21 protein-coding genes and 3 pseudogenes are annotated in these 22212 nt (G+C 64.4%); 14 read left to right on the top strand and 10 right to left on the bottom strand.

The window, feature by feature from the left end; translation table 11 throughout:
* Positions 1-2: 2 nt before the first annotated feature.
* The 7 genes and pseudogenes from ACVWW1_RS26410 to ACVWW1_RS26380 all read right to left on the bottom strand — a co-directional run bounded on the left by ACVWW1_RS26410 (position 3) and on the right by ACVWW1_RS26380 (position 6786).
* The gene (locus ACVWW1_RS26410; protein ID WP_212314254.1) at positions 3-1466 is read right to left on the bottom strand and encodes a CpaF family protein; all 1464 of its coding nucleotides are present in this window, start codon (positions 1464-1466) and stop codon (positions 3-5) included.
* 24 nt (positions 1467-1490) lie between these two features.
* A complete protein-coding gene (locus tag ACVWW1_RS26405) occupies positions 1491-2759 on the bottom strand; it encodes an AAA family ATPase (protein ID WP_456657939.1) in 1269 nt (422 codons plus the stop codon).
* Positions 2756-3508 (bottom strand): CpaD family pilus assembly protein, encoded by a 753-nt coding sequence (locus ACVWW1_RS26400; RefSeq protein WP_456657938.1) that lies wholly within the window; start codon positions 3506-3508, stop codon positions 2756-2758. Before ACVWW1_RS26400 ends, ACVWW1_RS26405 begins: the two co-directional genes overlap by 4 nt.
* Before the next feature lie 8 nt (positions 3509-3516).
* Positions 3517-4986, bottom strand: a complete 1470-nt coding sequence (locus ACVWW1_RS26395; RefSeq protein ID WP_456657937.1) for a type II and III secretion system protein family protein — start codon at positions 4984-4986, stop codon at positions 3517-3519.
* A 17-nt stretch (positions 4987-5003) separates the two neighbouring features.
* Positions 5004-5799, bottom strand: a pseudogene (cpaB, locus tag ACVWW1_RS26390) (Flp pilus assembly protein CpaB).
* 127 nt (positions 5800-5926) lie between these two features.
* Positions 5927-6451: an A24 family peptidase gene (locus ACVWW1_RS26385; protein ID WP_456657936.1), complete on the bottom strand. Its 525-nt coding sequence runs from the start codon at positions 6449-6451 to the stop codon at positions 5927-5929.
* A 170-nt stretch (positions 6452-6621) separates the two neighbouring features.
* Positions 6622-6786 (bottom strand): Flp family type IVb pilin, encoded by a 165-nt coding sequence (locus ACVWW1_RS26380; protein WP_173643703.1) that lies wholly within the window; start codon positions 6784-6786, stop codon positions 6622-6624.
* A 278-nt stretch (positions 6787-7064) separates the two neighbouring features.
* Here ACVWW1_RS26380 and ACVWW1_RS26375 point away from each other — a divergent pair, with 278 nt between their 5' ends.
* The 5 genes from ACVWW1_RS26375 (at position 7065) to ACVWW1_RS26355 (ending at position 11453) form a co-directional block, all read left to right on the top strand.
* A complete protein-coding gene (locus ACVWW1_RS26375; protein ID WP_456657935.1) occupies positions 7065-7895 on the top strand; it encodes a sterol desaturase family protein in 831 nt (276 codons plus the stop codon).
* A gap of 24 nt (positions 7896-7919) precedes the next feature.
* Positions 7920-9365, top strand: a complete 1446-nt coding sequence (locus tag ACVWW1_RS26370; RefSeq protein ID WP_456657934.1) for a hypothetical protein — start codon at positions 7920-7922, stop codon at positions 9363-9365.
* A 217-nt stretch (positions 9366-9582) separates the two neighbouring features.
* Positions 9583-10089, top strand: coding sequence for a pilus assembly protein N-terminal domain-containing protein (locus tag ACVWW1_RS26365; RefSeq protein ID WP_456657933.1), 507 nt, complete (start codon positions 9583-9585; stop codon positions 10087-10089).
* A gap of 171 nt (positions 10090-10260) precedes the next feature.
* Positions 10261-10815, top strand: a complete 555-nt coding sequence (locus tag ACVWW1_RS26360; protein WP_173643707.1) for a TadE/TadG family type IV pilus assembly protein — start codon at positions 10261-10263, stop codon at positions 10813-10815.
* Positions 10812-11453 (top strand): TadE/TadG family type IV pilus assembly protein, encoded by a 642-nt coding sequence (locus ACVWW1_RS26355; RefSeq protein WP_456657932.1) that lies wholly within the window; start codon positions 10812-10814, stop codon positions 11451-11453. The genes ACVWW1_RS26360 and ACVWW1_RS26355 overlap by 4 nt, the downstream gene beginning before the upstream one ends.
* Positions 11454-11612: 159 nt before the next feature.
* Here ACVWW1_RS26355 and ACVWW1_RS26350 read toward each other — a convergent pair whose 3' ends face one another.
* The 3 genes from ACVWW1_RS26350 to ACVWW1_RS26340 form a co-directional block, all read right to left on the bottom strand.
* The gene (locus ACVWW1_RS26350) at positions 11613-11825 is read right to left on the bottom strand and encodes a cold-shock protein (protein ID WP_016842648.1); all 213 of its coding nucleotides are present in this window, start codon (positions 11823-11825) and stop codon (positions 11613-11615) included.
* A gap of 268 nt (positions 11826-12093) precedes the next feature.
* The gene (gene infA, locus ACVWW1_RS26345) at positions 12094-12387 is read right to left on the bottom strand and encodes a translation initiation factor IF-1 (RefSeq protein ID WP_016842649.1); all 294 of its coding nucleotides are present in this window, start codon (positions 12385-12387) and stop codon (positions 12094-12096) included.
* A 24-nt stretch (positions 12388-12411) separates the two neighbouring features.
* Positions 12412-13830 carry a DEAD/DEAH box helicase gene (locus tag ACVWW1_RS26340; protein WP_176528885.1) on the bottom strand — a complete coding sequence of 473 codons (1419 nt, stop codon included), beginning with the start codon at positions 13828-13830 and terminating at the stop codon, positions 12412-12414.
* 532 nt (positions 13831-14362) lie between these two features.
* On the opposite strand from ACVWW1_RS26340, the gene urtA reads away from it, so the two are divergent.
* The 9 genes and pseudogenes from urtA to ACVWW1_RS26295 all read left to right on the top strand — a co-directional run bounded on the left by urtA (position 14363) and on the right by ACVWW1_RS26295 (position 22212).
* Complete coding sequence (gene urtA, locus ACVWW1_RS26335) at positions 14363-15691, top strand: urea ABC transporter substrate-binding protein (protein ID WP_092119009.1); 1329 nt, start codon at positions 14363-14365, stop codon at positions 15689-15691.
* 198 nt (positions 15692-15889) lie between these two features.
* Positions 15890-17487: pseudogene (urtB, locus tag ACVWW1_RS26330) on the top strand (urea ABC transporter permease subunit UrtB).
* Positions 17484-18653 carry an urea ABC transporter permease subunit UrtC gene (gene urtC, locus ACVWW1_RS26325; protein WP_456657931.1) on the top strand — a complete coding sequence of 390 codons (1170 nt, stop codon included), beginning with the start codon at positions 17484-17486 and terminating at the stop codon, positions 18651-18653. Before urtB ends, urtC begins: the two are co-directional and overlap by 4 nt.
* Positions 18654-18657: 4 nt before the next feature.
* The gene (gene urtD, locus ACVWW1_RS26320; RefSeq protein WP_456657930.1) at positions 18658-19419 is read left to right on the top strand and encodes an urea ABC transporter ATP-binding protein UrtD; all 762 of its coding nucleotides are present in this window, start codon (positions 18658-18660) and stop codon (positions 19417-19419) included.
* Positions 19420-19422: 3 nt separating this feature from the next.
* Positions 19423-20119, top strand: a pseudogene (urtE, locus tag ACVWW1_RS26315) (urea ABC transporter ATP-binding subunit UrtE).
* A 50-nt stretch (positions 20120-20169) separates the two neighbouring features.
* Positions 20170-21006: an urease accessory protein UreD gene (locus ACVWW1_RS26310; RefSeq protein WP_456657929.1), complete on the top strand. Its 837-nt coding sequence runs from the start codon at positions 20170-20172 to the stop codon at positions 21004-21006.
* A 28-nt stretch (positions 21007-21034) separates the two neighbouring features.
* Positions 21035-21337, top strand: a complete 303-nt coding sequence (locus ACVWW1_RS26305; protein ID WP_176528888.1) for an urease subunit gamma — start codon at positions 21035-21037, stop codon at positions 21335-21337.
* Positions 21338-21346: 9 nt separating this feature from the next.
* Positions 21347-21652, top strand: coding sequence for an urease subunit beta (locus tag ACVWW1_RS26300; protein ID WP_342724809.1), 306 nt, complete (start codon positions 21347-21349; stop codon positions 21650-21652).
* Between the two features lie 5 nt (positions 21653-21657).
* Positions 21658-22212, top strand: coding sequence for an HD domain-containing protein (locus ACVWW1_RS26295; RefSeq protein WP_456657928.1), 555 nt, complete (start codon positions 21658-21660; stop codon positions 22210-22212).

Here is a 22212-nt window from a genome sequence, read left to right as displayed (position 1 = left end):
CCCTAGACCGGCGCCGGCGAGTCGGAGGCATCCAACGCCGCCGCAAGCCGCTTCTCTTCATTGTAGTAGCGCGCACGCTCCCAGAAGCGCGGCCGGCCGATGCCGGTTGAGCGGTGCTTGCCGATGATCTTGCCGTTGGCATCTTCCCCGACCACGTCGTAGAGGAAGATGTCCTGGGTGATGATGGTATCGCCTTCCATGCCCATCACCTCGGTGATGTGGGTGATGCGGCGCGAACCGTCGCGCAGGCGCGCGGCCTGCACGATGATGTCGACCGAGGCGCAGATCATCTCGCGAATGGTGCGCGAGGGAAGCGAGAAGCCGCCCATGGTGATCATCGATTCGCAGCGCGACAGCGCTTCGCGGGGATTGTTGGCGTGCAGCGTGCCCATCGAGCCGTCGTGGCCGGTGTTCATCGCCTGCAACAGGTCGAACGCCTCGGGTCCGCGGACTTCGCCGACGATGATGCGCTCGGGGCGCATACGCAGGCAGTTGCGGACCAGTTCGCGCATCGTGACCTGGCCCTCGCCCTCGATGTTCGGCGGCCGGGTTTCCAGCCGCACCACATGCGGCTGCTGCAGCTGGAGTTCGGCGGCGTCTTCGCAGGTGATGATGCGTTCGTCGTGCTCGATATAGTTGGTCAGGCAGTTCAGCAGCGTGGTCTTGCCCGAACCGGTACCGCCCGAGATGATCACGTTGCAGCGGACACGGCCGATGATCTGCAGGATGGTCGCCCCGTCCGGCGTGATCGCGCCGAACTTGACGAGCTGCTCCAGCGTCAGCTTGTCCTTCTTGAATTTACGAATGGTGAGCGCGGGCCCGTCGATCGCCAGCGGCGGCACGATGGCGTTGACGCGCGAGCCGTCGGCGAGACGGGCGTCGCAGATCGGCGAGGATTCGTCGACGCGCCGGCCGACCTGGCTGACGATGCGCTGGCAGATGTTGAGCAGCTGCTGGTTGTCGCGAAAGCGGATGCCGGTGCGCTGGATCTTGCCGGCGACTTCGATGAACACGGTGCCGGCGCCGTTGACCATGATGTCGGCGATGTCGTCGCGCGACAATAGCGGCTCCAGCGGTCCGTAGCCGAGCACGTCGTTGCAGATGTCGTCGAGCAGCTCTTCCTGCTCGGCGATCGACATCACGATGTTCTTGATCGCGATGATCTCGTTGACGATGTCGCGGATTTCCTCGCGCGCCGACTCGCTGTCGAGCTTGGCGAGCTGGGCAAGGTCGATTGCCTCGATCAGGGCGCCGAAGATCGTCGCCTTGACCTGGTAGTAGTTGTCCGAGCGGCGGGCTTCGACGGCGGGAGCAGGCGGTGGCTTGGCCGGGGCCAGCGGTGGCGACGATATCGTCGGGGCGGCGGACTCGCGCGCCATCGGCGACGATCCGGCAGGCTCCGGCGTCTGAAAAGCGGGCTTGGGTGCCCGCATATCCCCATCGTTTCCGCTACGCTTACCAAACACGACGTCTTGACTCCACGCGGGCCACTATTTGGACCGCAGCTTTTCGAGCAGGGGCGACAGGAAGGACCCCCTCGGCTTCTTGGTTTCGCCGCGGCCTGTCAGCCGCTGCGCCATCTGTAGAAACATCTCGACTGCGCGGTGATTGGCGGAGATTTCCGCGATCATCTGGCCGTTGTTGGCGGCCGAACCGAAGACCTGCGGATCGAACGGGATGGCGGCGATCGGCGGGCTTTCGATCGCCTTGGCGAATTCGCCCGCCGCGATCTCCGGCCGCTTCGGCACGCCGACCTGGTTCAGGCAGTACAGCGGCGCGCGGTCATTCGGCCTGGACGCCTTCAGCAGGTCGAACATGTTCTTGGCGTTGCGCAGGTTGGCGAGGTCGGGCGCCGCCACGATCAGGATGTCGTCGGCCGCGATCAGCGCGCGCTTGGTCCAGCCGGACCATTGGTGCGGCACGTCGAGCACGATGCAGGGCATCGTGGTGCGCAGTGTGTCGAAGATCGCATCGAACGCTTCGGCGCCGAAATCGTAGACCTTGTCAAGCGTGGCCGGCGCCGCCAGCAGGCTCAGATGGTCGGTGCATTTCGACAGCAGGCGGTCGACGAAGGCGGTATCGACGCGGTCCGGCGAGAACACCGCATCCGCGATGCCTTGCGCCGGATCCTGGTTGTAGTTGAGGCCGGCGGTGCCGAATGCAAGGTCGAGATCGGCCACTACGGAATCCAGCGCCAGATCGCGGGCGATCGCCCAGGCGATATTGTGGGCGATCGTCGAGGCGCCGACGCCGCCCTTCGCGCCGACGACGGCAACGACGCGGCCGACCGCCTTGGCTTCCGGCGCCGAGAACAGGTTGCAGACCGCGCGCACCACGTCGATCGCATGGGCCGGTGCGATCACGTAGTCGCTGACGCCGCGGCGCACCAGCTCGCGATACAGCGTGACGTCGTTGACCCGGCCGATCACGACCACCCTTGTGCCGGCGTCGCACACCGTGGCGAGCTGGTCGAGCCCGGCCAGGATGTCGCTGCGGCCCTCGGTCTCGAGAATGATGACATTGGGCGTCGGCGCCGAGCGGTAGGCCTCGATGGCAGCCGCCATGCCGCCCATCTGGATCTTGAGATGGGCCTTGGCCAGCCGGCGATCCTCGCCCGCCGACTGTACGGCGGCAGCGGTCTCGACCGTCTCGCAGAACGCCTGGACCGAGACCCGTGGCGCTGGAGCAATATGGTCGTCCACGGCCTGCGGCGGGGCGTCCGTCTGCTCTTCGGAGTTTTGCTGCGCGTAGGTGATCATTTTCCTGTGTCGCTTAGCTTGGCCCTGTCGGACTCGGGATACGTCGTGGCGGTGGTGGTGCCCTTGCGATACTTGTCGAAGGCGATATTGCGGCGCGACGTATAGGCAGGGGTCTCCGCGCGCGGCTGCACGAGGTCAGTCGGGTCTTCGACCATGGCTGCGAGGTTGCGCTGATTGGCGCAGCCGAAATTGTAGTATTGCTTGTTCTGGATGTAGGAACCGTTGTGTATCGACGGGCCGAGATCTTCCGGCCACAGGCCGCACGGTCCGGCCTCCGCTTTCATCTTTGGATAGTTCACGCGGATCGCAGGCATCAGGCGCGGATTCTCGGGATGGTACTTGCGCACGAGGATCCCGCGCGGCGGCACGCCGGCGGCGGCGAAGGTCGCCTGGATCTCGCGCAACGATTCCTGCGCGGGCCGGGCATTCGGCGTGTCGGCGGGAACGTCGATGGTGACGGCGCCGGTGCCCTCACGCATCCAGTCCTGCGCCATTCCCATCACCTCTGCGCGCTGCTCGGCGGTCAGGCCGCCGCGACTGCGGCCGACGAAGACCACGATCGAGCGATCCGCCTCGGTCACCGCGATCGGGTGACGCTGGCGATAGTCGGCCGGCGAGTCCGCCATCGCGAAACTGTTGTCGGCGGCGTGCTGGCAGGCGCCGAGCGTCATGGCAAGGCCGACGAGCGCTCCGGCGAGACCGGCGGTGCGCTTGTAATCGGCGGATGTTCTGGGTGTGGTCTGTGTCATCGTCCGCCTCAGTCGGTAATGAAGCCGTAGGTGCCGCGGTAATTCCGCGCCGGCTCGGTGCGGCCAGGCACACCGTAGACGCGGTTGATGCTGCCGAGCAGGTCGGCCTGCGGATCGGACGCGTTGGCAAAGCCGTCATCCGGACGCGACAGGTCCTTCTGCGCCACGGCGCGAACGACATAAGGCGTCACCAGAACCATCAGCTCGGTCTGGTTGTTGACGAAGTCGCGGCTGCGGAACAGCGTGCCGAGCACGGGCAGCGACGCCAACCCCGGAAGGCCGTTGATCGCCTGCTTGGTCTGGTCCTGGATCAGGCCGGCCATGGCCATCGAGCCGCCCGAGGGAATTTCCAGCGTGGTCTCGGCGCGGCGGGTCTTGATCGACGGGATCGTCGTTCCACCCGCGCCACCGGTCAGCGCGTTCTCGGTCGAGACTTCCGACACTTCCGTCATCACCCGCAGACTGATGCGCCCCTCGGTCAGCACCACCGGCGTGAAGTTGAGCGAAATGCCGAATTTCTTGAAGCTGACGGTCTGGACGCAATTCCCGATCGCGCCCGTCGACGAGGTCTGACAGGTCACGCCGGTCGGAATTGGAAACTCGCCGCCCGAGATGAAGGTCGCCGATTCGCCTGATATCGCGGTCAGATTCGGTTCGGCGAGCGTCCGCACGACGCCGGCGCTTTCCATGGCGCGGATCGTCGCCGACACCGACGATCCGAACGATGTGGTGAGCGCGTTGCCGGCCACGAGCGGTGAGCTGTTAGCGGTGAACGGGTTGCTGTTGGCGAATTTTACCACGGTCGTGCCGTAGTTGAGGTTCGCGGTGAGGTCGATGCCGAGCTGCTTGATCAGGCTGCGCGAGACTTCGGCAACCGTGACCTTCAGCATCACCTGGTCGCGGCCGCGAACCGTGATCGAGTTCACGACCTTGTCGGGGCCGCCGACCAGCCGCGTGGCGATCTCGCCGGCCTGCTGTGCGTCGATCGGGCTCGCTGCGCTTCCGCTCAGCATCACGCCGTCGCCGACGCCCTCGATCTGGATATCGGAATTCGGCAGTGCCGCGCGCAGCGCGGCGCGCACGCCGTTGAGATCGCGCTTGACCGCGATGTCATAGGCCGCGATCTGCTGGCCGGCGGCGTCGAAGAACACGATGTTGGTCTGGCCGACCGTCGCGCCGATGATGTAGGCGCGTTGCGCCGAGCGGACCACGGCGTTGGCGATCTTGGGATCGGCGACCAGCACGTCCTTGATGTCGCGAGGCAGATCGATCACGATCGACTTGCCGACGCCGAGCGAGAGAAAGCGGGCATTCATCTGGCCGCCGTCGGCCGATGCGGCAGGGGCAGGCGCGGCGCGGTAATCGCTCGCCACCACCGGTGTCAGCGCCGGATTGAGCGTGAGCGCCGCGACGGCCGAGAACGACAATGCGCGGACCATGAAGGCCCGCATCGTCCGTTGAGTTGCCCCGCCCTTCATCACGTGTGTCCTCATGGTCACTTCTGCATCGTCGCCTGGTTGGCAACGCCAAAGCGGATGACGTTGATCGTGTCACCGCGCCTCTGCCGGTTGTCGTCGGTCTTGGTGTCGGGCGCGTTGTTGTCGGCGATGCTGCGCAGCGCCAGCGACAGGACGCCGCTCTGGCGCGCGCGCGCCAGCGTCTCGGTCTGCTCGGGCTTCAGCTCAAGCGTCACCGTCTTGCCGATCAGTGCGTTGGTGCCGTCCTTTTCCTTCGGCGCCTGGTCGATCGCGAGCACGCGAACGTTGGTCAGGATCACTTCGGAGTTGACGATGTCGGCGCCATTGCGGTCCGGATTCTTGTCCCGCTTCGACAGCAGGACGTCGACCCGGTCATTCGGCAGGATGAAGCCGCCGGCGCCGGTCTCGGGTGAAATTTCGGTCGATACCGCCCGCATGCCGGTCGGCAGGATCGCGGCCATGAAGCCGGCTGCCGTCGGCCTTGACGAGCTTCTGCTCGCGAATCGGTTCGCCCTGGATGAACGGGGCGCGCGCGATCGAGCCGGTCACGTCCTTGATCGCTTCGGCGTTGCTGTCCCTGCGCATGAAGCTGGCGCTGGCGGTTGCCGCCGGCCAGGTCTGCCATTGCAAATCCTCGGGCTTGACGGCCTGGCCGAGGCCGATGTCGGTTTTCGCGACCAGGATGTCGACGGTGGGCAGCTGCGCGACCGGCGGAGCCGGCGCCGGCTTGTCGTCGCTTCCGCTCGCCAGATAGAGCGCCGCAAGGCCGGCGCAGCCTGCGATTGCGAGGACCAGAATGCGGGCCTTATCCATTACGCTTCACTTTCCACATGACGCCGCGACGCTGCCGCCGCCGTGATGGGAGTTGACCAGCTATTCGTCAAAGCATGGTTAATGAGGCGTATCTAAATCGCCTTAACGCGCGGTTACCGCTGCTTTCTCAGCGCATGGCGAAGTGCGCGAGATCGATCGTCTTGATCCAGTCCGTCTCGGGATAGATCAGCAGGGCGCCGAGGGCGAGTGCGATGCCGTAGGGAATTCCGGTCTGCTTGTCGTGCAGGCGGCTGAGCCAGGCCTGGTTCGCGAGCGCATAGGGCAGCGGCCATTGCCGGAGCTGCAGCAGCAGCACCGTCAGCGCACCGCCGAACAGCGACGCGAAGACCAGATAGGGGAGCAGATGCTCGAACCCGAACCACAGGCCGGCCGCGGCCGCGACCTTGGCGTCTCCGCCACCGACCCAGCCCATCGCAAACATGCCGAATGCCACCACCAGAACCAGCGCGCCCGCGCCGGCATGGCTGAGGATCTCGTGCACGCCCATCCCGGTCAGCGGCGCCAGGACGAAGAAGCCGGCCGCCAGCGCCAGCGAGATCCGGTTCGGGATCGTCATGGTCAAGAGATCGCTCGCCGCCGCGAAGGCCATCAGGGCCGGAAACAGCATCAAGCGTGCGATGTCGAGGATCATGGATTCATGCCGTCAAGCTGGAGCTGCGGTCGCGACCCGACGCTAGCGGCCAATGGTGAACAATCGGGAAAGGCCGCCGTGGTCGCCATCAAGGCGCCGACGGCCGGTCCGCCAAATAGCAAAGGTCCCGGGGGGGCCGGGACCTTTGATGCGAGTTCCTGGGAACCGGATTACTTCAGCGAGCTGGCGACCGTGTTGAAGGTGCCCGAGAGCTTGGTGCCGACGCCGTTGACTGCAGCGATGATCGCGATCGCGATACCGGTGGCGATCAGGCCGTATTCGATGGCGGTCGCGCCCGACTCATCCTTCACGAAGCGCGAGACGAGGTTCTTCATAAGTAACTCCTGTGTACACGTGGCTGGTCGAACTAGGTTTGGTCTCGCCGGCGTTCTCAGCACCGTGACCATTGGGGCACCCTACGGTTCGACAATTTCGGCGCAGTTAATTTGATCGTATAAACACAGCGGGAACCCGCAGTTGTTGCGCACAGTAAATTTGGAATTAAGCGGTCCGCTAAGATTGCAGATTGTTGCCGGGGCCTGCTGTCGGCACCTGTTCACGGCTCCTTAAGCGCACATCTATACCCATAGGGCTTCCGTCAGATGAGGCCGTCATGCCCAGCCTTCCCTTTGAAGTCATCGAGATGATCGGCCAGACGATGATGAAGGTGGTGCCGATCACGATCGCGCTGGCGCTGTTCTTCACGGTGCTCACTCATTTCTGGGCCTGCAATCCCGGCAAGCCGTGGTGGCAGAAGCGTGAGCTGGTCACCGACATCTGCTACTGGTTCTTCGTGCCGGTGTTCGCCCGCGTGCTGCGGATCGGGCTCCTGGTGGTGGGCGCAGCCGTGGTGTTCAACGTTCACGACGCCGACGATCTGATCGCGTTCTACGAGAATGGACATGGCCCTCTGGCGCAGCTTCCGCTCTGGTTGCAGTCCATTATCTTCCTCGTCGCCTCCGATTTCATGCTGTACTGGCTGCATCGGATGTTCCATGGCGGCGGCTTCTGGAAGTACCACGCCATTCATCACTCCTCCGAGGATCTTGAATGGATCTCGGCGGCACGCTTCCATCCGGTCAATCTTCTGATCGGCACGATCACTGTCGATGTGATCCTGCTGATGGCGGGCATCTCGCCGAACATCATGCTGTGGGTCGGCCCGTTCACCACCTTCCATTCGGCATTCGTGCACGCCAACCTGAACTGGACGCTCGGCCCGTTCAAATACGTGATTGCGACGCCGGTGTTTCACCGCTGGCATCACACCGGGCTCGAGGAAGGCGGCGACACCAATTTCGCTGGCACGTTTCCGCTCTGGGATATTCTGTTCGGAACGTTCCGGATGCCCGAAGGCAAGCTTCCGGAAGATTACGGCGTCGATGCCGAGCAGGGCGTGCCGTCCGAGATCGGCGGACAGTTGGCCTATCCGTTCCGGCAATGACGCCGCCAGCCGGCCGGTGCGATCATGAGCGCTGAGACCGCGACCTTCCCGCGCGCGAAAACCTCCGTGTTCGCCGAGCTTCCGGCCTGGTTCTGGATGGCGTGCGGCGTCTATGCGCTGCTGCTGTTCGTCGGCGACAGGCTGCTCGCCGATTCCGACACCTACTGGCAGATTGCCGTCGGCCGCTGGATCCTCGACCATCGCACGCTGCCGTCCGTCGACATCTATTCCTTCACCAAGGCCGGTGAGCCGTGGGTGTCGTCGTCCTGGCTGGCGCAGGTTCTGTTCGCGAAGGCCTATGACCTCGCCGGGTGGACCGGTCCGGCGGCGCTGGCCGCCGCCTGCGCCGCTGCCAGCTTCTCGCTGCTCACCGCCATCCTCAGCCGCGCGTTGCCGACGATCTACGCGAGCCTCATCGCCCTTGCGGCGCTGGTTCTGACCTGCGGGCACCTGCTGGCCCGTCCGCATGTGCTGGCGATGCCCATCATGATCGTCTGGGCGAACGGCCTGATGACCGCCAGCGAAGGCCGCAAGGCGCCCTCGTTCTGGCTGCTGCCGCTGATCGCGCTGTGGGCCAATCTGCACGGCGGCTTCCTGTTTGGTTTGGTACTGACGGGCGCATTTGCGCTCGATGCGATGTGGAATGCCTTGCCGGCTCAGAGGTTGGCGCTGGCGCTGCGCTGGGGGGCGTTCGGCATCGGCGCACTGGCTGCGTGCTGCGCGACCCCTTATGGCTGGGGCTCGATCCTCGCCTCGCTCAGGATTCTCGGCCTCGGTGAGTTGTTGCATCTCATCGCGGAGTGGAGGCCGGCGACGTTCGGCGAGATCGACCCGTTTGGACTATCGATCCTCGGTCTGCTCGGCGCTGCGCTTTATTGCGGGGCGAGGTTGCCGCTGCCGCGAATCATCCTGGTGCTGGGCCTGCTGCACATGGCGCTGTCCCATGTCAGAAATCTCGAACTGCTCGCCCTGCTGCTGCCGCTGGGCGTGCTGACGCCGGTCGCCACCCAGTTCGGGCTGCGTGCCGCTAGCCCTGTCCGCCCGAGAGTTGCTCCGGCCGCAATCCTTATCGTCGGGCTTTGCGCGTGGACCGCAGTCGTTGCCGCACGCCAGGTGATATCACCACCGCCGATCTATTCGCCGGCTGCCGCCGTCGACGCGATGAAGGTGCACAACGTCAGGCGCGTGCTCAACGATCTGCAGTTCGGCGGCTACCTGATCTGGCGTCAGATGCCTGTTTTCATCGACGGGCGTGCCGAGCTCTATGGCGAGGTATTCGGCATGAGCTTGGCCCGCGCGCTTCAGCTCAAGGACGTCAACGGTTTCCTCAATCTGCTCGCGACCCACGACATCGATGCGGTGATGCTCGATCCGACCACGCCGGCGTCCAAATTGCTGGATCACATCGGAGGATGGCAGCGCCTCTACGCCGATGAGCGCGTGGTCGTTCACGTCCGCGCCGCCAGTTGAAGCCGCCGCTATTCTTGAGATTGCCATGAGCGCACCCGGATAGTCCTGCGCGAGGTACCGGACGGTTGGCCGGTCCGCTCGGGAAGTCGTGACATCCGCGCAATTGGGCGGTCGATCTTTGCTCTTCCTAAATGAATTGCCGTCAGATTTGCCAGCGTCGGGCGCCGGTCCGCAGCGTATCGCCTTTGCCGGCCTGTTAAACGTCCCGGGGTAGAGTATGTCGTTTCAGTCCCAGCGTATTCGCGCCGTCGCGCGCATTGGCTTCATCTCGATGGCCGCAGCCATGCTGCTGGGGCCCGCACTCGCAACGGCAGCGCCGGATCCCGACCGGATCGCGGTCAATGTCGATCAGGCCAAGCTCGTCAAGCTGCCCGGCGGCATTGCCACGATCGTGGTCGGCAATCCCCTGATCGCCGACGTCACCCTGCAGAATGGCGGGGTTGTCGTGGTCACCGGCAAGGGTTATGGCGCGACCAATTTCATCGCACTCGACCGCTCCGGCCAGGTGCTGGTGGATCGCCAGATCCAGGTCGAAGGTCCGACCGATCAACTGGTCACCGTCTATCGCGGCATCGATCGCGAGACCTATAGCTGCATGCCGGTTTGTCAGCGCCGCATCACCCTCGGCGATGGCGAGGCCTATTTCAACGCGACGATGGGCCAGGCCGGTACGCTCAACAATCAGGCCACCGGCTCGGGCGGCGGCGCGAAGCCGCAGAACTGACGTGCGTCCGCGCGGGCGCTTCACTCGCCGGGGCCTTGGCCGATCGCAGGCGGTACGCCCGACATGCTTGATAAAGGCCTAACGGATCGGGTCGCTCTGTCTCGATCCGGCGAAATACTTCGACAATGACTCTTGGGTAGTTGTTGCCACCATGTTGATCCGGGGTCGTTGATGCCGCTGCCCGCTCATTGTCTTGCACGCCTCCTCCGTCGCTTTCGCCGTAACCGCAGTGGTGTGACCGCGGTCGAATTCGCGCTGGTCGCGCCGCTGTTTTTCGGGCTGCTCTTTGCGATCATCGAAGTGGCAATGATCTTCTTTGCGAGCCAGGTGCTCGAGACGGTGACGCAGGACTCGTCTCGCTTCATCATGACCGGACAGGCCCAGGGCGCAAGCTATACCCAAGCGCAGTTCAAGAGCTACGTCTGTGGCCAGATCAATGCGCTGTTCGACTGCACCAACGGCATCTATGTCGACGTCCGCAGCTATCCGTCTGCGACAGGCTTTAGCAGCGTCAACATCACGCCGATCACCGATCCCACCCAGGTGAAATGGTGTCCCGGCAAGGACGGCGACGTCGTGGTGGTTCGGCTGTTCTATCAATGGCAGCTGTTTGTCACCCAGCTGGGCTTCAACGCCTCGAACCTTCCCAATGGCAAGCGGCTCCTGATCGCGACCGCGACATTCAAGAACGAGCCGTCCGGAACGGCTGGGACCACATGTTCATGAGCAAGGTCGTGAAAACCCTGTCTGTGGCCTTGCTGCGCTCGGTTGCTGCTCTCGCGCATGACCGCCGGGGCCTCGCCGCCGTCGAGTTCGCTTTTATCATGCCGCTGATGCTGGTGATGTTCTTCGGCACCGTCGAGTTTTCATCCGGTGTCGCGGTCGACCGCAAGGTCACGCTGATGGCGCGCGCGGCGTCAGATCTCACCTCGCAGGCGACGCAGGTGGTGGATGCTGACCTGCAAAACTTCTTCAGCGCCAGCGTTGGCATCATGACGCCCTACGATGCGTCGCCGACCAAGGTCACGCTGTCGGAAATCTACGTCGATAACTCCAACATCGCGCACATACAGTGGAGCAAGGCGGGGACGATCGCCTCGGGCGCCACGCAGGCCACGCTGACGGCCTCGACCCGCAATCAGGGTGACATCGTGACAAGCATCGTTCCGTCGGCGCTGCTGGTTGCTGGTAGCTATCTGATCTTCAGCGAAGTGAGCTACAAATACGTTCCGACGATCGGCTATGTGATGGCCAAGGCCGGCATCAATCTCAGCGACGTTGCCTTTACGCGGCCGCGGCAGTCGGTTTGCGTGTTCTATGCCCCGACGTCCGCCACCATGCCGACGACCTGCTCGACTTACTAGGGCGTTTTCGAGCGAAGTGGACACCCGGTTTGCGTGAAGAAAATGCTCAACGTCGCGCTGCCAGAGACGCAATCCAGACAAAAAGGGCCGCACCCAAAGGTGCGGCCCTTGATGCTTTGACGGCAATTTCCTGGAGCTTCGCGCTCCCGGGAAATCGGCTTATCCAGCGGCGCGCAGATTGTCGGCCGAGGATTTGCCGGAACGGCGGTCAGCAACGATCTCGTAGGAGATCTTCTGGCCTTCACGCAGAGTGCCAAGGCCGGCGCGCTCGACTGCACTGATGTGCACGAACACATCGTTCCCGCCTTCATCCGGCTGGATGAAGCCGTAGCCCTTGGTCGCGTTAAACCACTTCACGGTTCCCATGCTCACGTGGGTAGTCCCTTCTCAGATATACAAGTTCAAGACCCGCTTGTCGGCGGGGTGGTGAGATCGAATTTTTGGAAGGGTCGTCAGCGTCTGAACCGGCTGTACCGGTATTGGCTAATGTCGTCCGGCCGAACAATCGATGGGTAGGATATTATTCGATAGAAGGGCTCAAAACAATCCTGACGTGCGCGATTTTTTGGCCGGCGCAGCCGCCGGCCACTTGTTGCGCAGGACATCACGACGTCTGCGCGTAACGGTTGCAATGCCCAACCTATCGGCGGCGGAACTGGCCGCCGCGCTGTGCGCCGCCCCGCGGCGGACCGCCGGGTGCGCCACTCGGACGTTCGTCCTTGTGCCGGAAAATCAGGCGGCCCTTTTCGAGATCGTAGGGCGACATTTCGATCGTGACGCGGTCGCCGGCCAGCGTCTTGATGCGGTTTTTCTTCATCTTGCCGGCAGTGTAGGCGACGATCTCGTGTCCGGCATCGAGTTGCACCCGGTAACGAGCGTCGGGGAGGATTTCGGTCACCAGTCCTTCGAACTGGATCAGCTCTTCCTTAGCCATATGTTTCTCCAGATCGAGCGACGGCTAGTGCTTCGGTCGGTTGTTGCGGTTGGGTTGCGGATTCGGCCGGCTCTCGCGATGCAAGAAGGCGACGCCCTGAATGCCTTCGCTGTTGCCGGCCTGCGACGGACGCGGCGACTCGCCCCGGCTCGTCTGCGGCGCGCCATTATTACCACCCCGACGGCGGCGGCGGCGAGGGCCTTTTGCACTTGGAGCCGGCTCATTCCCACGGACATTATGCGCGCGCGGCGCAGAGCGGCCGCCACGGTGGGGGTGGGTCGCCGGTGCGGGCGCGGCGGCCTCGCGGCTGCCCTGGGTGCGGCGGTCTTCCCGCGGCACGGTAATCCGGATCAGCCGCTCGATATCGCGCAGATAGCCCATCTCCTCGGCGCCGGCGACCAGCGAGATCGCGATGCCGTCAGCGCCGGCGCGCGCGGTGCGGCCGATGCGGTGGACGTAGGTCTCCGGGATGTTGGGCAGGTCGAAGTTCACGACATGGCTGATGCCGTCGACGTCGATGCCGCGGGCGGCGATATCGGTCGCCACCAGCGTGCGGATCTCGCCGGTACGGAACGCCGCCAGCGTGCGCTCGCGGTGGTTCTGCGACTTGTTGCCGTGGATCGCATTGGCCTCGATGCCGGCCTTGGCAAGGCTCTTCACCACCTTGTCGGCGCCGTGCTTGGTGCGGGTAAACACCAGGGCACGATTGACCTGCTCCTGCTTCAGAAGCTGGGCGAGAACCGTCGGCTTGGCCGCGAAATCGACCTGGATCGCGCGCTGGGCGATGCGATCGACCGTCGAGGCCACCGGCGTCACCGCCACGCGGGCGGGGTCGCGCAGCATCGCCTCGGCGAGCTCGGCGATGTCCTTGGGCATGGTGGCCGAGAAGAACAGCGTCTGCCGCCGGATCGGCAGCTTGGCGACGATTTTGCGGATGTCGTTGATGAAGCCCATGTCGAGCATGCGGTCGGCTTCATCGAGCACCAGGAATTCAACCTGGTTGAGCTTCAGCCCGTTGCTCTGCACGAGGTCGAGCAGACGGCCGGGGGTGGCGACCAGCACCTCGACGCCCTGCATCAGGGAACGGACCTGGCGGCCCATCGGCACGCCGCCGATGGCGAGCGTCGAGGACAGCCGGACGTGGCGGCCATAGGTGTTGAAGCTGTCGAGGATCTGCCCGGACAGTTCGCGGGTCGGCGAGAGCACCAGCACGCGGCAGCTCTTGGGCTGCGGGCGGATGCGGTTCTCGAGCAGCCGGTGCAGGATCGGCAGCGCGAAGGACGCGGTCTTGCCGGTTCCGGTCTGGGCGATGCCGACGACGTCGCGGCCGGCAAGTGCGAGCGGGATGGTCTGGGCTTGGATGGGGGTCGGCGTGAGATAGTTTTCTTCTCGAAGCGCGCGGGCGATGGGATCGGCGAGGCCGAAATCCTGAAAGGAGGTCAAAAGGTGGTTCTTTCCATAAAAGCCGTCATCGTCCCGGCCAGTATCGGCCGGAATCGCATGAAAGCATTCGGGGACACCCGCGTGTCTGGGGCGTCAAGCTGGGTTAGCTGAAAGGCGAGCCAGAAGCCGCTTGGGGCGGCTTGAACACGCAGCTCGCGAAGGCACCGCGATGTCGCGGGCATGGCGAGGATATGGACCAGGAACTGGGCGGTTTCAAGATGATATCGCCGGAATGGGTGCGCGGAATGCGCCGAACCATCGCGCAAACTGTCACAAATCGGTGCCGGAAATTTAGCCAAGAAGTTGATTTTGCCCACAAAATAATCTGATTGCTCTTTCGGCAGTCAAGTTTACGGCTCAATGATTGGGCAATCGCTTTCCGTATTTGCCCGGAACTCATGAAATTATCCAGTTGGTTCATTGGCTTACGGTGCCCACACACCGTGGCACAGTTCTTGCGATTCCCTTAACCGCAGGCGGCCAAGCGGCCGTTCGCAAGCGTTCCACGCCTGCGTCAGGGAGACGACATTTCATGCTTACTCAGCTTACTCACAAAATAACGACGATGACCCGCCGCCGCGCGCTCGCGGCGACGGCCGGCCTGGTTTTGGGTCTGGCTGCGTCCTCGCCGTTCGCGCCCGCCCAAGCGGCCGACGACACCATCAAGATTGGTATTCTTCACTCGCTGTCGGGCACCATGGCCATCAGCGAAACCACGCTGAAGGACACGATCCTTTTCCTGATCGACGAGCAGAACAAGAAGGGCGGCGTACTCGGCAAGAAGCTCGAGGCCGTCGTGGTCGACCCCGCATCGAACTGGCCGCTGTTTGCCGAGAAGGCCCGCGAGCTGATCACCAAGGACAAGGTTGCGGTCGTGTTCGGCTGCTGGACCTCGGTGTCGCGCAAGTCCGTGCTGCCGGTGTTCAAGGAGCTCAACAACATCCTGTTCTATCCGGTGCAGTATGAGGGCGAGGAATCCGAGCGCAACGTGTTCTACACGGGCGCGGCGCCGAACCAGCAGGCGATCCCCGCCGTCGACTATCTGATGAAGGAAGAAAAGGTGAAGCGCTGGGTGCTGGCCGGCACCGACTACGTCTATCCGCGCACCACCAACAAGATCCTGGAGGCCTATCTGAAGTCGAAGGGCGTCGCCCAGGACGACATCATGATCAACTACACGCCGTTCGGTCACTCCGACTGGCAGACGATCGTGGCCGACATCAAGAAGTTCGGCTCGGCCGGCAAGAAGACCGCCGTGGTCTCCACCATCAACGGCGACGCCAACGTTCCGTTCTACAAGGAGCTCGGCAACCAGGGCATCAAGGCGACCGACATCCCGGTGGTCGCGTTCTCGGTCGGCGAAGAAGAGCTCGCCGGCATCGACACCAAGCCGCTGCTCGGCCATCTCGCCGCCTGGAACTACTTCGAGTCGATCAAGACCCCGGCGAACGAGAAGTTCATCAAGGAGTGGCAGGCCTACACCAAGAATCCGAAGCGCGTGACCAACGATCCGATGGAAGCGCACTACATCGGCTTCAACATGTGGGTGAAGGCGGTCGAGAAGGTGAAGTCGACCGATCCGGACAAGGTGATCGACGCGCTTCCCGGCACCGAGGCGCCGAACCTGACCGGCGGCACCTCGAAGATGCTGCCGAACCACCACATCACCAAGCCGGTGTTCATCGGCGAAATCAAGGGCAACGGCCAGTTCGACGTGGTCTGGAAGACTCCGGGCCTGGTGGCCGGCGACGCCTGGTCGAAGGAGCTCGAGGGCTCCAAGGACCTGATCGGCGATTGGGTCGGCAAGAAGTGCGGCAACTACAACACCAAGACCAACAAGTGCGGCGGCCAGGGCTCCTGATTGAGAGCTTGATAGGGAGAATTGCGAAGCGGTTTTCCCTCGCGACAAACGCGGAACGCGTTTGCGCGGAGATCACGCTCAAACAAGACACCTGACCTCAACAACGACACAACACAACCTTCCAAAACCGGAGAAGGCGGCATTGCTCGCCGCCTTCTCCTCCACTCCTGCCGGGGTACTGACGTGTTTGCTATTTGTATTGATCGCTTTCGCACTCTGTTTCTCTCGATCCTGCTGCTGAGCTGCCTTGCTGTGCCGGCGCTGGCCGGCCCGTTCGAGGATTCGGTCGCCAAATTCGCCAATGACGAGTTCTCCGACACCGAGGCCGCGATCGGCGAGGTTGCCGCATCGGGCAATGCGCTCGCTTCGCCGATCATCGGCGCGCTGCAGGACGGCCGGCTGTCGGCCGATCCGGACAGCAAGAAGGTCTTCATCACGCAGGCCGACGGCAAGATCATCGACGCCGCCACCGGCGCGGCCGTCGACAAGCTGCCCGACAGCGCCGCTGCCGTTCGCCTCAACAACCGCCTGCGCCGCACCGTGGAGGCCGCGCTTGGCGGCCTGACGCTGCTGTCGCCGGATCCGGCCAAGCGGCTTGCCGCTGCGCAATCGGTGTTCAAGAGCCACGAGGAGAATCTGCTGCCGACGGTGGAGGGGGCGCTCGCCAAGGAGAGCGTCAAATCGATCAAGCAGGCCTTCGCCGAGGCACGCGCCGCCATCATCCTGTTCAAGCCGGATGCATCGGACAGCGACAAGCTCGACGCCGTTGCTGTGGTCAAGGCCCGCGGCGACCAGGAGGCGCAGGCGTTGCTTACCGGGCTCGGCGACCAGCCGCCGCTGGTCGCCAAGGCGGCGGCTACCGCGGTCACCTCGATCCAGAGCAATCTTGCGATGTGGTCGATGGTGCAGAACGCCTGGTACGGCCTGTCGCTCGGCTCGGTGCTGCTGCTCGCCGCGATCGGGCTTGCCATCACCTTCGGCGTGATGGGCGTCATCAACATGGCGCATGGCGAGATGGTGATGCTTGGCGCCTACACCACCTTCGTGGTGCAGGAGGTGATCCGCACCCGCTATCCCGCGCTGTTCGACTATTCGCTGCTGATCGCGGTGCCGCTCGCCTTCCTGGTCGCGGGCCTCATCGGCGTCGTGATCGAGCGCACCATCATCCGCTTCCTCTACGGCCGTCCGCTGGAGACGCTGCTCGCGACCTGGGGCCTGTCGCTGGTGCTGCAGCAGGCGGTGCGCACCGCGTTCGGTCCGACCAAAACCGCGAGGTCGGCAACCCCTCCTGGATGAGCGGCGCCTTCGAGCTCGGCCAGATCACCATCACCTATAACCGGCTTTGGATCCTCTGCTTCACGCTCGCGGTGTTCGCCATCCTGCTCGCGATGCTGCGCTATACCGCGCTCGGGCTCGAGATGCGCGCGGTGACGCAGAACCGCCGCATGGCGGCCTCGATGGGGATCGCCACCTCGCGCGTCGACGCGCTGACCTTCGGCCTCGGCTCGGGAATCGCCGGCATTGCCGGCGTGGCGCTGTCGCAGATCGACAATGTCAGCCCGAACCTCGGCCAGAGCTACATCATCGACTCATTCATGGTCGTGGTGTTCGGCGGCGTCGGCAATCTCTGGGGCACGCTGGTCGGCGCCTTCACGCTCGGCATCGCCAACAAGTTCCTCGAGCCGATGGCAGGTGCGGTGCTCGGCAAGATCGCGATCCTGGTGCTGATCATCCTGTTCATCCAGAAGCGGCCGCGCGGCCTGTTCGCGCTCAAGGGCCGGGCGGTGGAAGCATGACGCCGCATATCCTCACCCGTTCGCTCGACCGCGCCGCGACCGCGTTCGTGCTGCTCGTCGCCGCGGTCGGCGTGCTGATCCCGCTGTCGAACCTGCTGCTGCCGCAGGGCTCGATGTTCCAGGTGCCGACCTATCTGGTGGCGCTGTGGGGCAAATATGTCTGTTACGCCATCCTCGCGCTCTCGATCGATCTGATCTGGGGCTATTGCGGCATCCTTTCGCTCGGCCACGGCGCGTTCTTCGCGCTCGGCGGCTACGCGATGGGCATGTACCTGATGCGGCAGATCGGCAGCCGCGGCGTCTACGGCAACCCGATCCTGCCCGACTTTATGGTGTTCCTGAACTGGGACAAGCTGCCCTGGTACTGGTACGGCTTCGACAAGTTCTGGGTTGCCGCGTTGATGGTGCTGTTGGTGCCGGGCCTGCTTGCCTTCTGCTTCGGCTGGCTCGCCTTCCGCTCGCGCGTCACCGGCGTGTATCTGTCGATCATCACGCAGGCGATGACCTATGCGCTGCTGCTGGCGTTCTTCCGTAACGATTTCGGCTTCGGCGGCAACAACGGCCTGACCGACTTCAAGGACATCCTCGGCTTCAACGTGCAGGCCGAAGGGACCCGTGCAGCGCTGTTCCTGCTGAGCTGCCTGGCACTGATCATCGCCTTCCTGATCTGCCGCGCGATCGTGACCTCGAAGCTCGGCAAGGTCCTGATCGCGGTGCGCGATGCCGAAAGCCGGACCCGCTTCCTCGGTTATCGCGTCGAATCCTACAAGCTGTTCGTGTTCACGCTGTCGGCCTGCATGGCCGGCGTCGCCGGTGCGCTTTACGTGCCGCAGGTCGGTATCATCAATCCGAGCGAGTTCGCGCCCGGCAATTCGATCGAGGCGGTGATCTGGGTCGCGGTCGGCGGTCGCGGCACGCTGATCGGCGCCGCGCTCGGCGCCGTCGTTGTCAATTACGCCAAGACGTTCTTCACGTCCGGACCACTCGCGCCGTACTGGCTGTTCATGCTCGGCGCGCTGTTCATCCTGGTCACGCTGCTGTTGCCCAAGGGCATCGTCGGCACCTTCGACAGCTGGTGGGAGACGCGGCGCAGCGCGGCCCTTGCGGTCGACAAGGAAAGCGCCGCACGCGAAGACGGCGTCGGTGCACCGAACTTGGCGGAGTAGGCAGATGAACGTCATGGATACCCGCGCCACTTCGGCCATGCTCTATCTCGACGGCGTGCACGTCTCGTTCGACGGCTTCCACGCCATCAACAATCTGTCGCTGACGCTCGCGCCCGGCGAAATGCGCGCCATCATCGGCCCGAACGGCGCCGGCAAGACCACGATGATGGACATCATCACCGGCAAGACCAAGCCGGACGAGGGCACCGTGCTGTTCGACGGCACCGTCGACCTGACCCGGCTCGACGAGACCCGCATCGCCGAGCTCGGCATCGGCCGCAAATTCCAGAAGCCGACGGTGTTCGAGAGCCAGACCGTGCAGGACAACCTGCTGCTCGCGCTCAATGTCGATCATTCCGTGCGCGGCACGCTGTTCTGGCGCGGCAGCAAGGCCGAGGCCGAGCGCATCGACAAGGTGCTCGAGACCATCCGCCTGACCGATGCGCGCAACCGCCTCGCCGGCAGCCTGTCGCACGGCCAGAAGCAGTGGCTCGAGATCGGCATGCTGCTGGCGCAGGACCCCAAGGTGCTTCTGGTCGACGAGCCGGTCGCCGGCATGACCGATGTCGAGACCCATTTGACCGCGGAGCTGCTGAAGGAGATCAACAAGAACCACACCATCATGGTGGTCGAGCACGACATGACCTTCGTGCGCGAGCTCGGCGTCAAGGTGAGCTGCCTGCACGAAGGCACGGTGCTCGCCGAAGGTTCGATCGACCAGGTATCGTCGAACGAGCGGGTGGTCGAAGTGTATCTGGGGCGCTAGGCGATGCTGAAGATCGACAACATCAACCTCTATTACGGGCGCGGCCCAGGCGCTGCGCGGCGTGTCGCTGACCGCGGAGCCGGGCAAGGTCACCTGCGTGCTCGGCCGCAACGGCGTCGGCAAGACCTCGCTGCTGCGCGCCATGGTCGGCCAGTATCCGATCGCCTCCGGCGCGATCAATTTCGACGGCAAGGACATCACCGCGCTAAAACCCTATGAGCGGGCGCGGCGCGGCATTGGCTTCGTGCCGCAGGGCCGCGAGATCTTCCCGTTGCTGACGGTGGAGGAAAACCTCAAGACCGGATTCGGCCCGCTGAAGCGCGAGGACCGCAACATCCCCGACGACGTGTTCTCGCTGTTTCCGGTACTGCAGACCATGCTGGGCCGCCGCGGCGGCGATCTCTCCGGCGGCCAGCAGCAGCAGCTTGCGATCGGCCGCGCGCTGGTGATGCGGCCAAAGCTCCTGCTGCTCGACGAGCCGACCGAGGGCATCCAGCCCTCGATCATCAAGGATATCGGCCGCGCCATTTCCTATCTGCGTAACCTCGGCAACATCGCCATCGTGCTGGTCGAACAATATCTCGACTTTGCCTGCGAACTCGGCGACAGTTTTGCCGTGATGGACCGGGGTGCGGTGAAATATGCCTGCGACCGCGCAAGCCTCGATCCCGCCGAGATCAGCCGCCAGATGGCGTTGTGAACAGGCTGTGACGCCGCCTCGCGCGGCGCGCGCAAGGGAGCGTCGGGGGAATGCGGACCGGGATCGCAGGCGCGGCAGCGGCGACGTTTGCGGCAAACCGCGCCCAGGGCGCTGTCAGGTTCGGCGTGCATCGCAAGGATGGCGTCACCCGCCGCGGTGATCTCCATGAATCGGGCTCGCTGCGCGTGCGTTTTCCATCGCCGGAGGACGATGGCCTGTCGGCCATGTTCGTCAACACCGCCGGCGGCATTGCCGGCGGCGACCGCTTCGACATCGCAATCGCGGCCGGTCAGGGCGCCCGCCTGACGCTGACCACGGCGGCCGCCGAAAAGGTCTATCGCGCCCCGGGCGCGGCGGCGCGGCTCGATATCGCGCTGAAGGTCGCTGATGGCGCGCATCTCTCCTGGCTGCCGCAGGAGACCATCCTGTTCGACCGCGCCCGTATTCATCGCGGCTTCGACATCGACCTTGCCGAGGGCGCTTCGCTTTTGCTGTGCGAGATCGTGGTGTTCGGCCGCGCCGCGATGGGCGAGACCATGCGCCATGGCGAGTTCGTCGACCGCTGGCGGATGCGCCGCGGCGGCCGGCTGGTGTTTGCCGAGACTATCAGGCTCGACGGCGAGATCGGTGACAAGCTGGCAAGGCCCGCGATCGCTGGGGGCGGCTGCGCGATCGGCACCGCGCTGATCGTGCCAGGCGACGAGGCGCTGGTCGGGCGCATCCGCGAGGCATCTGACAGCTTCGGCGCCGAGGTCGGCATCTCTGCCTGGAATGGCTTTGCAATGGCGCGCTTCTGTGCCCAAGATGCGGCCCGGTTGCGCGCCGACATGATGGCGGTGCTCGGCCGCGCCTCCTTAGTCCCGCTGCCGCGGCTGTGGCTGAACTAGACCCTTCAAGAACGATCAGAGTGCTCGCATGAATTTGTCTCCCCGCGAAAAGGACAAGCTCCTGGTATCGATGGCCGCCATGGTGGCGCGCCGCAGGCTCGAGCGCGGCGTCAAGCTGAACCACCCCGAGGCGATTGCGCTGATCACCGACTTCATCGTCGAGGGCGCGCGTGACGGCCGCACCGTCGCCGACTTGATGCAGGCCGGCGCGAAGGTCCTGACCCGCGCGCAGGTGATGGATGGCATCCCGGAGATGATCCACGACATCCAGGTCGAGGCGACATTTCCCGACGGCACCAAGCTCGTCACCGTGCACGAGCCGATCCGATAGGAGTGCGACATGATTCCCGGCGAACTCTTCATCAAGGACGGCGAGATCGAGCTTAATGCCGGCCGCAAGACCGTGACGCTGTCGGTCGCCAACACCGGCGACCGCCCGATCCAGGTCGGCTCGCACTACCACTTCTTCGAGACCAATCCGGCGCTGAAATTCGACCGCAAGAAAGCCCGCGGCATGCGCCTTGACATCGCCGCCGGCACCGCCGTCCGCTTCGAGCCCGGCCAGACCCGCGAGGTCCACCTCGTGGCACTCGCCGGCAAGCGCGTGATCTACGGCTTCCGCGCCGAGGTGAAGGGGAAGTTGTAGGCCCGATGCTACCCGCGCTCCGCATGGTCTCCGAAGCTGCCGAGCTTGCCGCGCGCCGTCACAACGGCATGGCGCGCAAGGGGCGGGGCAATGAGCCTTACATCAACCATCTGGCCGAGGTCGCGAACCTGCTGGCGCAGGTGACCGATGGTGCCGATGCCGAGCTGGTGGCGGCCGGCTGGCTGCACGACACCATCGAGGACACCGAGACCACGCGCGCGGAGCTCGCGCAAAAGTTCAGCGAACGCGTTGCCGCGCTGGTGGTCGAATGCACCGACGACATGAGCCTGCCAAAGCCCGTGCGCCGGCAAAAGCAGATCGAGGACGCTCCGCACAAATCGCCCGGTGCCAAGCTGATCAAGACCGCCGACAAGGTCAGCAATATCGGCGCCCGGATCGTGCCGCATCCAGGCAAGGACGAGCGCGACGATCTCGCCGACTATGCGGCCTGGGCCGACAAGGTCGTTGCCGGTTGCCGGGGGATCAATCCGCGGCTCGACCGCATTTTCGATGACGCTATCGCGCGCGCCAAGGCCGCGCTGGCTGAAACTGGGGGCTGA

Source organism: Bradyrhizobium sp. JR3.5, from assembly GCF_054057015.1.
This window is presented reverse-complemented; position numbering and strand designations above follow the sequence as displayed.

What these genes read in the sequence shown, in the direction of transcription:
- ACVWW1_RS26405 (WP_456657939.1), bottom strand. Translation starts at nt 2,759, where the DNA reads ATGATCACCTACGCGCAGCAAAACTCCGAAGAGCAGACGGACGCCCCG.
- ACVWW1_RS26400 (WP_456657938.1), bottom strand. Translation starts at nt 3,508, where the DNA reads ATGACACAGACCACACCCAGAACATCCGCCGATTACAAGCGCACCGCC.
- ACVWW1_RS26395 (WP_456657937.1), bottom strand. Translation starts at nt 4,986, where the DNA reads ATGAAGGGCGGGGCAACTCAACGGACGATGCGGGCCTTCATGGTCCGC.
- ACVWW1_RS26385 (WP_456657936.1), bottom strand. Translation starts at nt 6,451, where the DNA reads ATGATCCTCGACATCGCACGCTTGATGCTGTTTCCGGCCCTGATGGCC.
- ACVWW1_RS26380 (WP_173643703.1), bottom strand. Translation starts at nt 6,786, where the DNA reads ATGAAGAACCTCGTCTCGCGCTTCGTGAAGGATGAGTCGGGCGCGACC.
- ACVWW1_RS26375 (WP_456657935.1), top strand. Translation starts at nt 7,065, where the DNA reads ATGCCCAGCCTTCCCTTTGAAGTCATCGAGATGATCGGCCAGACGATG.
- ACVWW1_RS26370 (WP_456657934.1), top strand. Translation starts at nt 7,920, where the DNA reads ATGAGCGCTGAGACCGCGACCTTCCCGCGCGCGAAAACCTCCGTGTTC.
- ACVWW1_RS26365 (WP_456657933.1), top strand. Translation starts at nt 9,583, where the DNA reads ATGTCGTTTCAGTCCCAGCGTATTCGCGCCGTCGCGCGCATTGGCTTC.
- ACVWW1_RS26360 (WP_173643707.1), top strand. Translation starts at nt 10,261, where the DNA reads ATGCCGCTGCCCGCTCATTGTCTTGCACGCCTCCTCCGTCGCTTTCGC.
- ACVWW1_RS26355 (WP_456657932.1), top strand. Translation starts at nt 10,812, where the DNA reads ATGAGCAAGGTCGTGAAAACCCTGTCTGTGGCCTTGCTGCGCTCGGTT.
- infA (WP_016842649.1), bottom strand. Translation starts at nt 12,387, where the DNA reads ATGGCTAAGGAAGAGCTGATCCAGTTCGAAGGACTGGTGACCGAAATC.
- urtA (WP_092119009.1), top strand. Translation starts at nt 14,363, where the DNA reads ATGCTTACTCAGCTTACTCACAAAATAACGACGATGACCCGCCGCCGC.
- urtC (WP_456657931.1), top strand. Translation starts at nt 17,484, where the DNA reads ATGACGCCGCATATCCTCACCCGTTCGCTCGACCGCGCCGCGACCGCG.
- urtD (WP_456657930.1), top strand. Translation starts at nt 18,658, where the DNA reads ATGAACGTCATGGATACCCGCGCCACTTCGGCCATGCTCTATCTCGAC.
- ACVWW1_RS26310 (WP_456657929.1), top strand. Translation starts at nt 20,170, where the DNA reads ATGCGGACCGGGATCGCAGGCGCGGCAGCGGCGACGTTTGCGGCAAAC.
- ACVWW1_RS26305 (WP_176528888.1), top strand. Translation starts at nt 21,035, where the DNA reads ATGAATTTGTCTCCCCGCGAAAAGGACAAGCTCCTGGTATCGATGGCC.
- ACVWW1_RS26300 (WP_342724809.1), top strand. Translation starts at nt 21,347, where the DNA reads ATGATTCCCGGCGAACTCTTCATCAAGGACGGCGAGATCGAGCTTAAT.
- ACVWW1_RS26295 (WP_456657928.1), top strand. Translation starts at nt 21,658, where the DNA reads ATGCTACCCGCGCTCCGCATGGTCTCCGAAGCTGCCGAGCTTGCCGCG.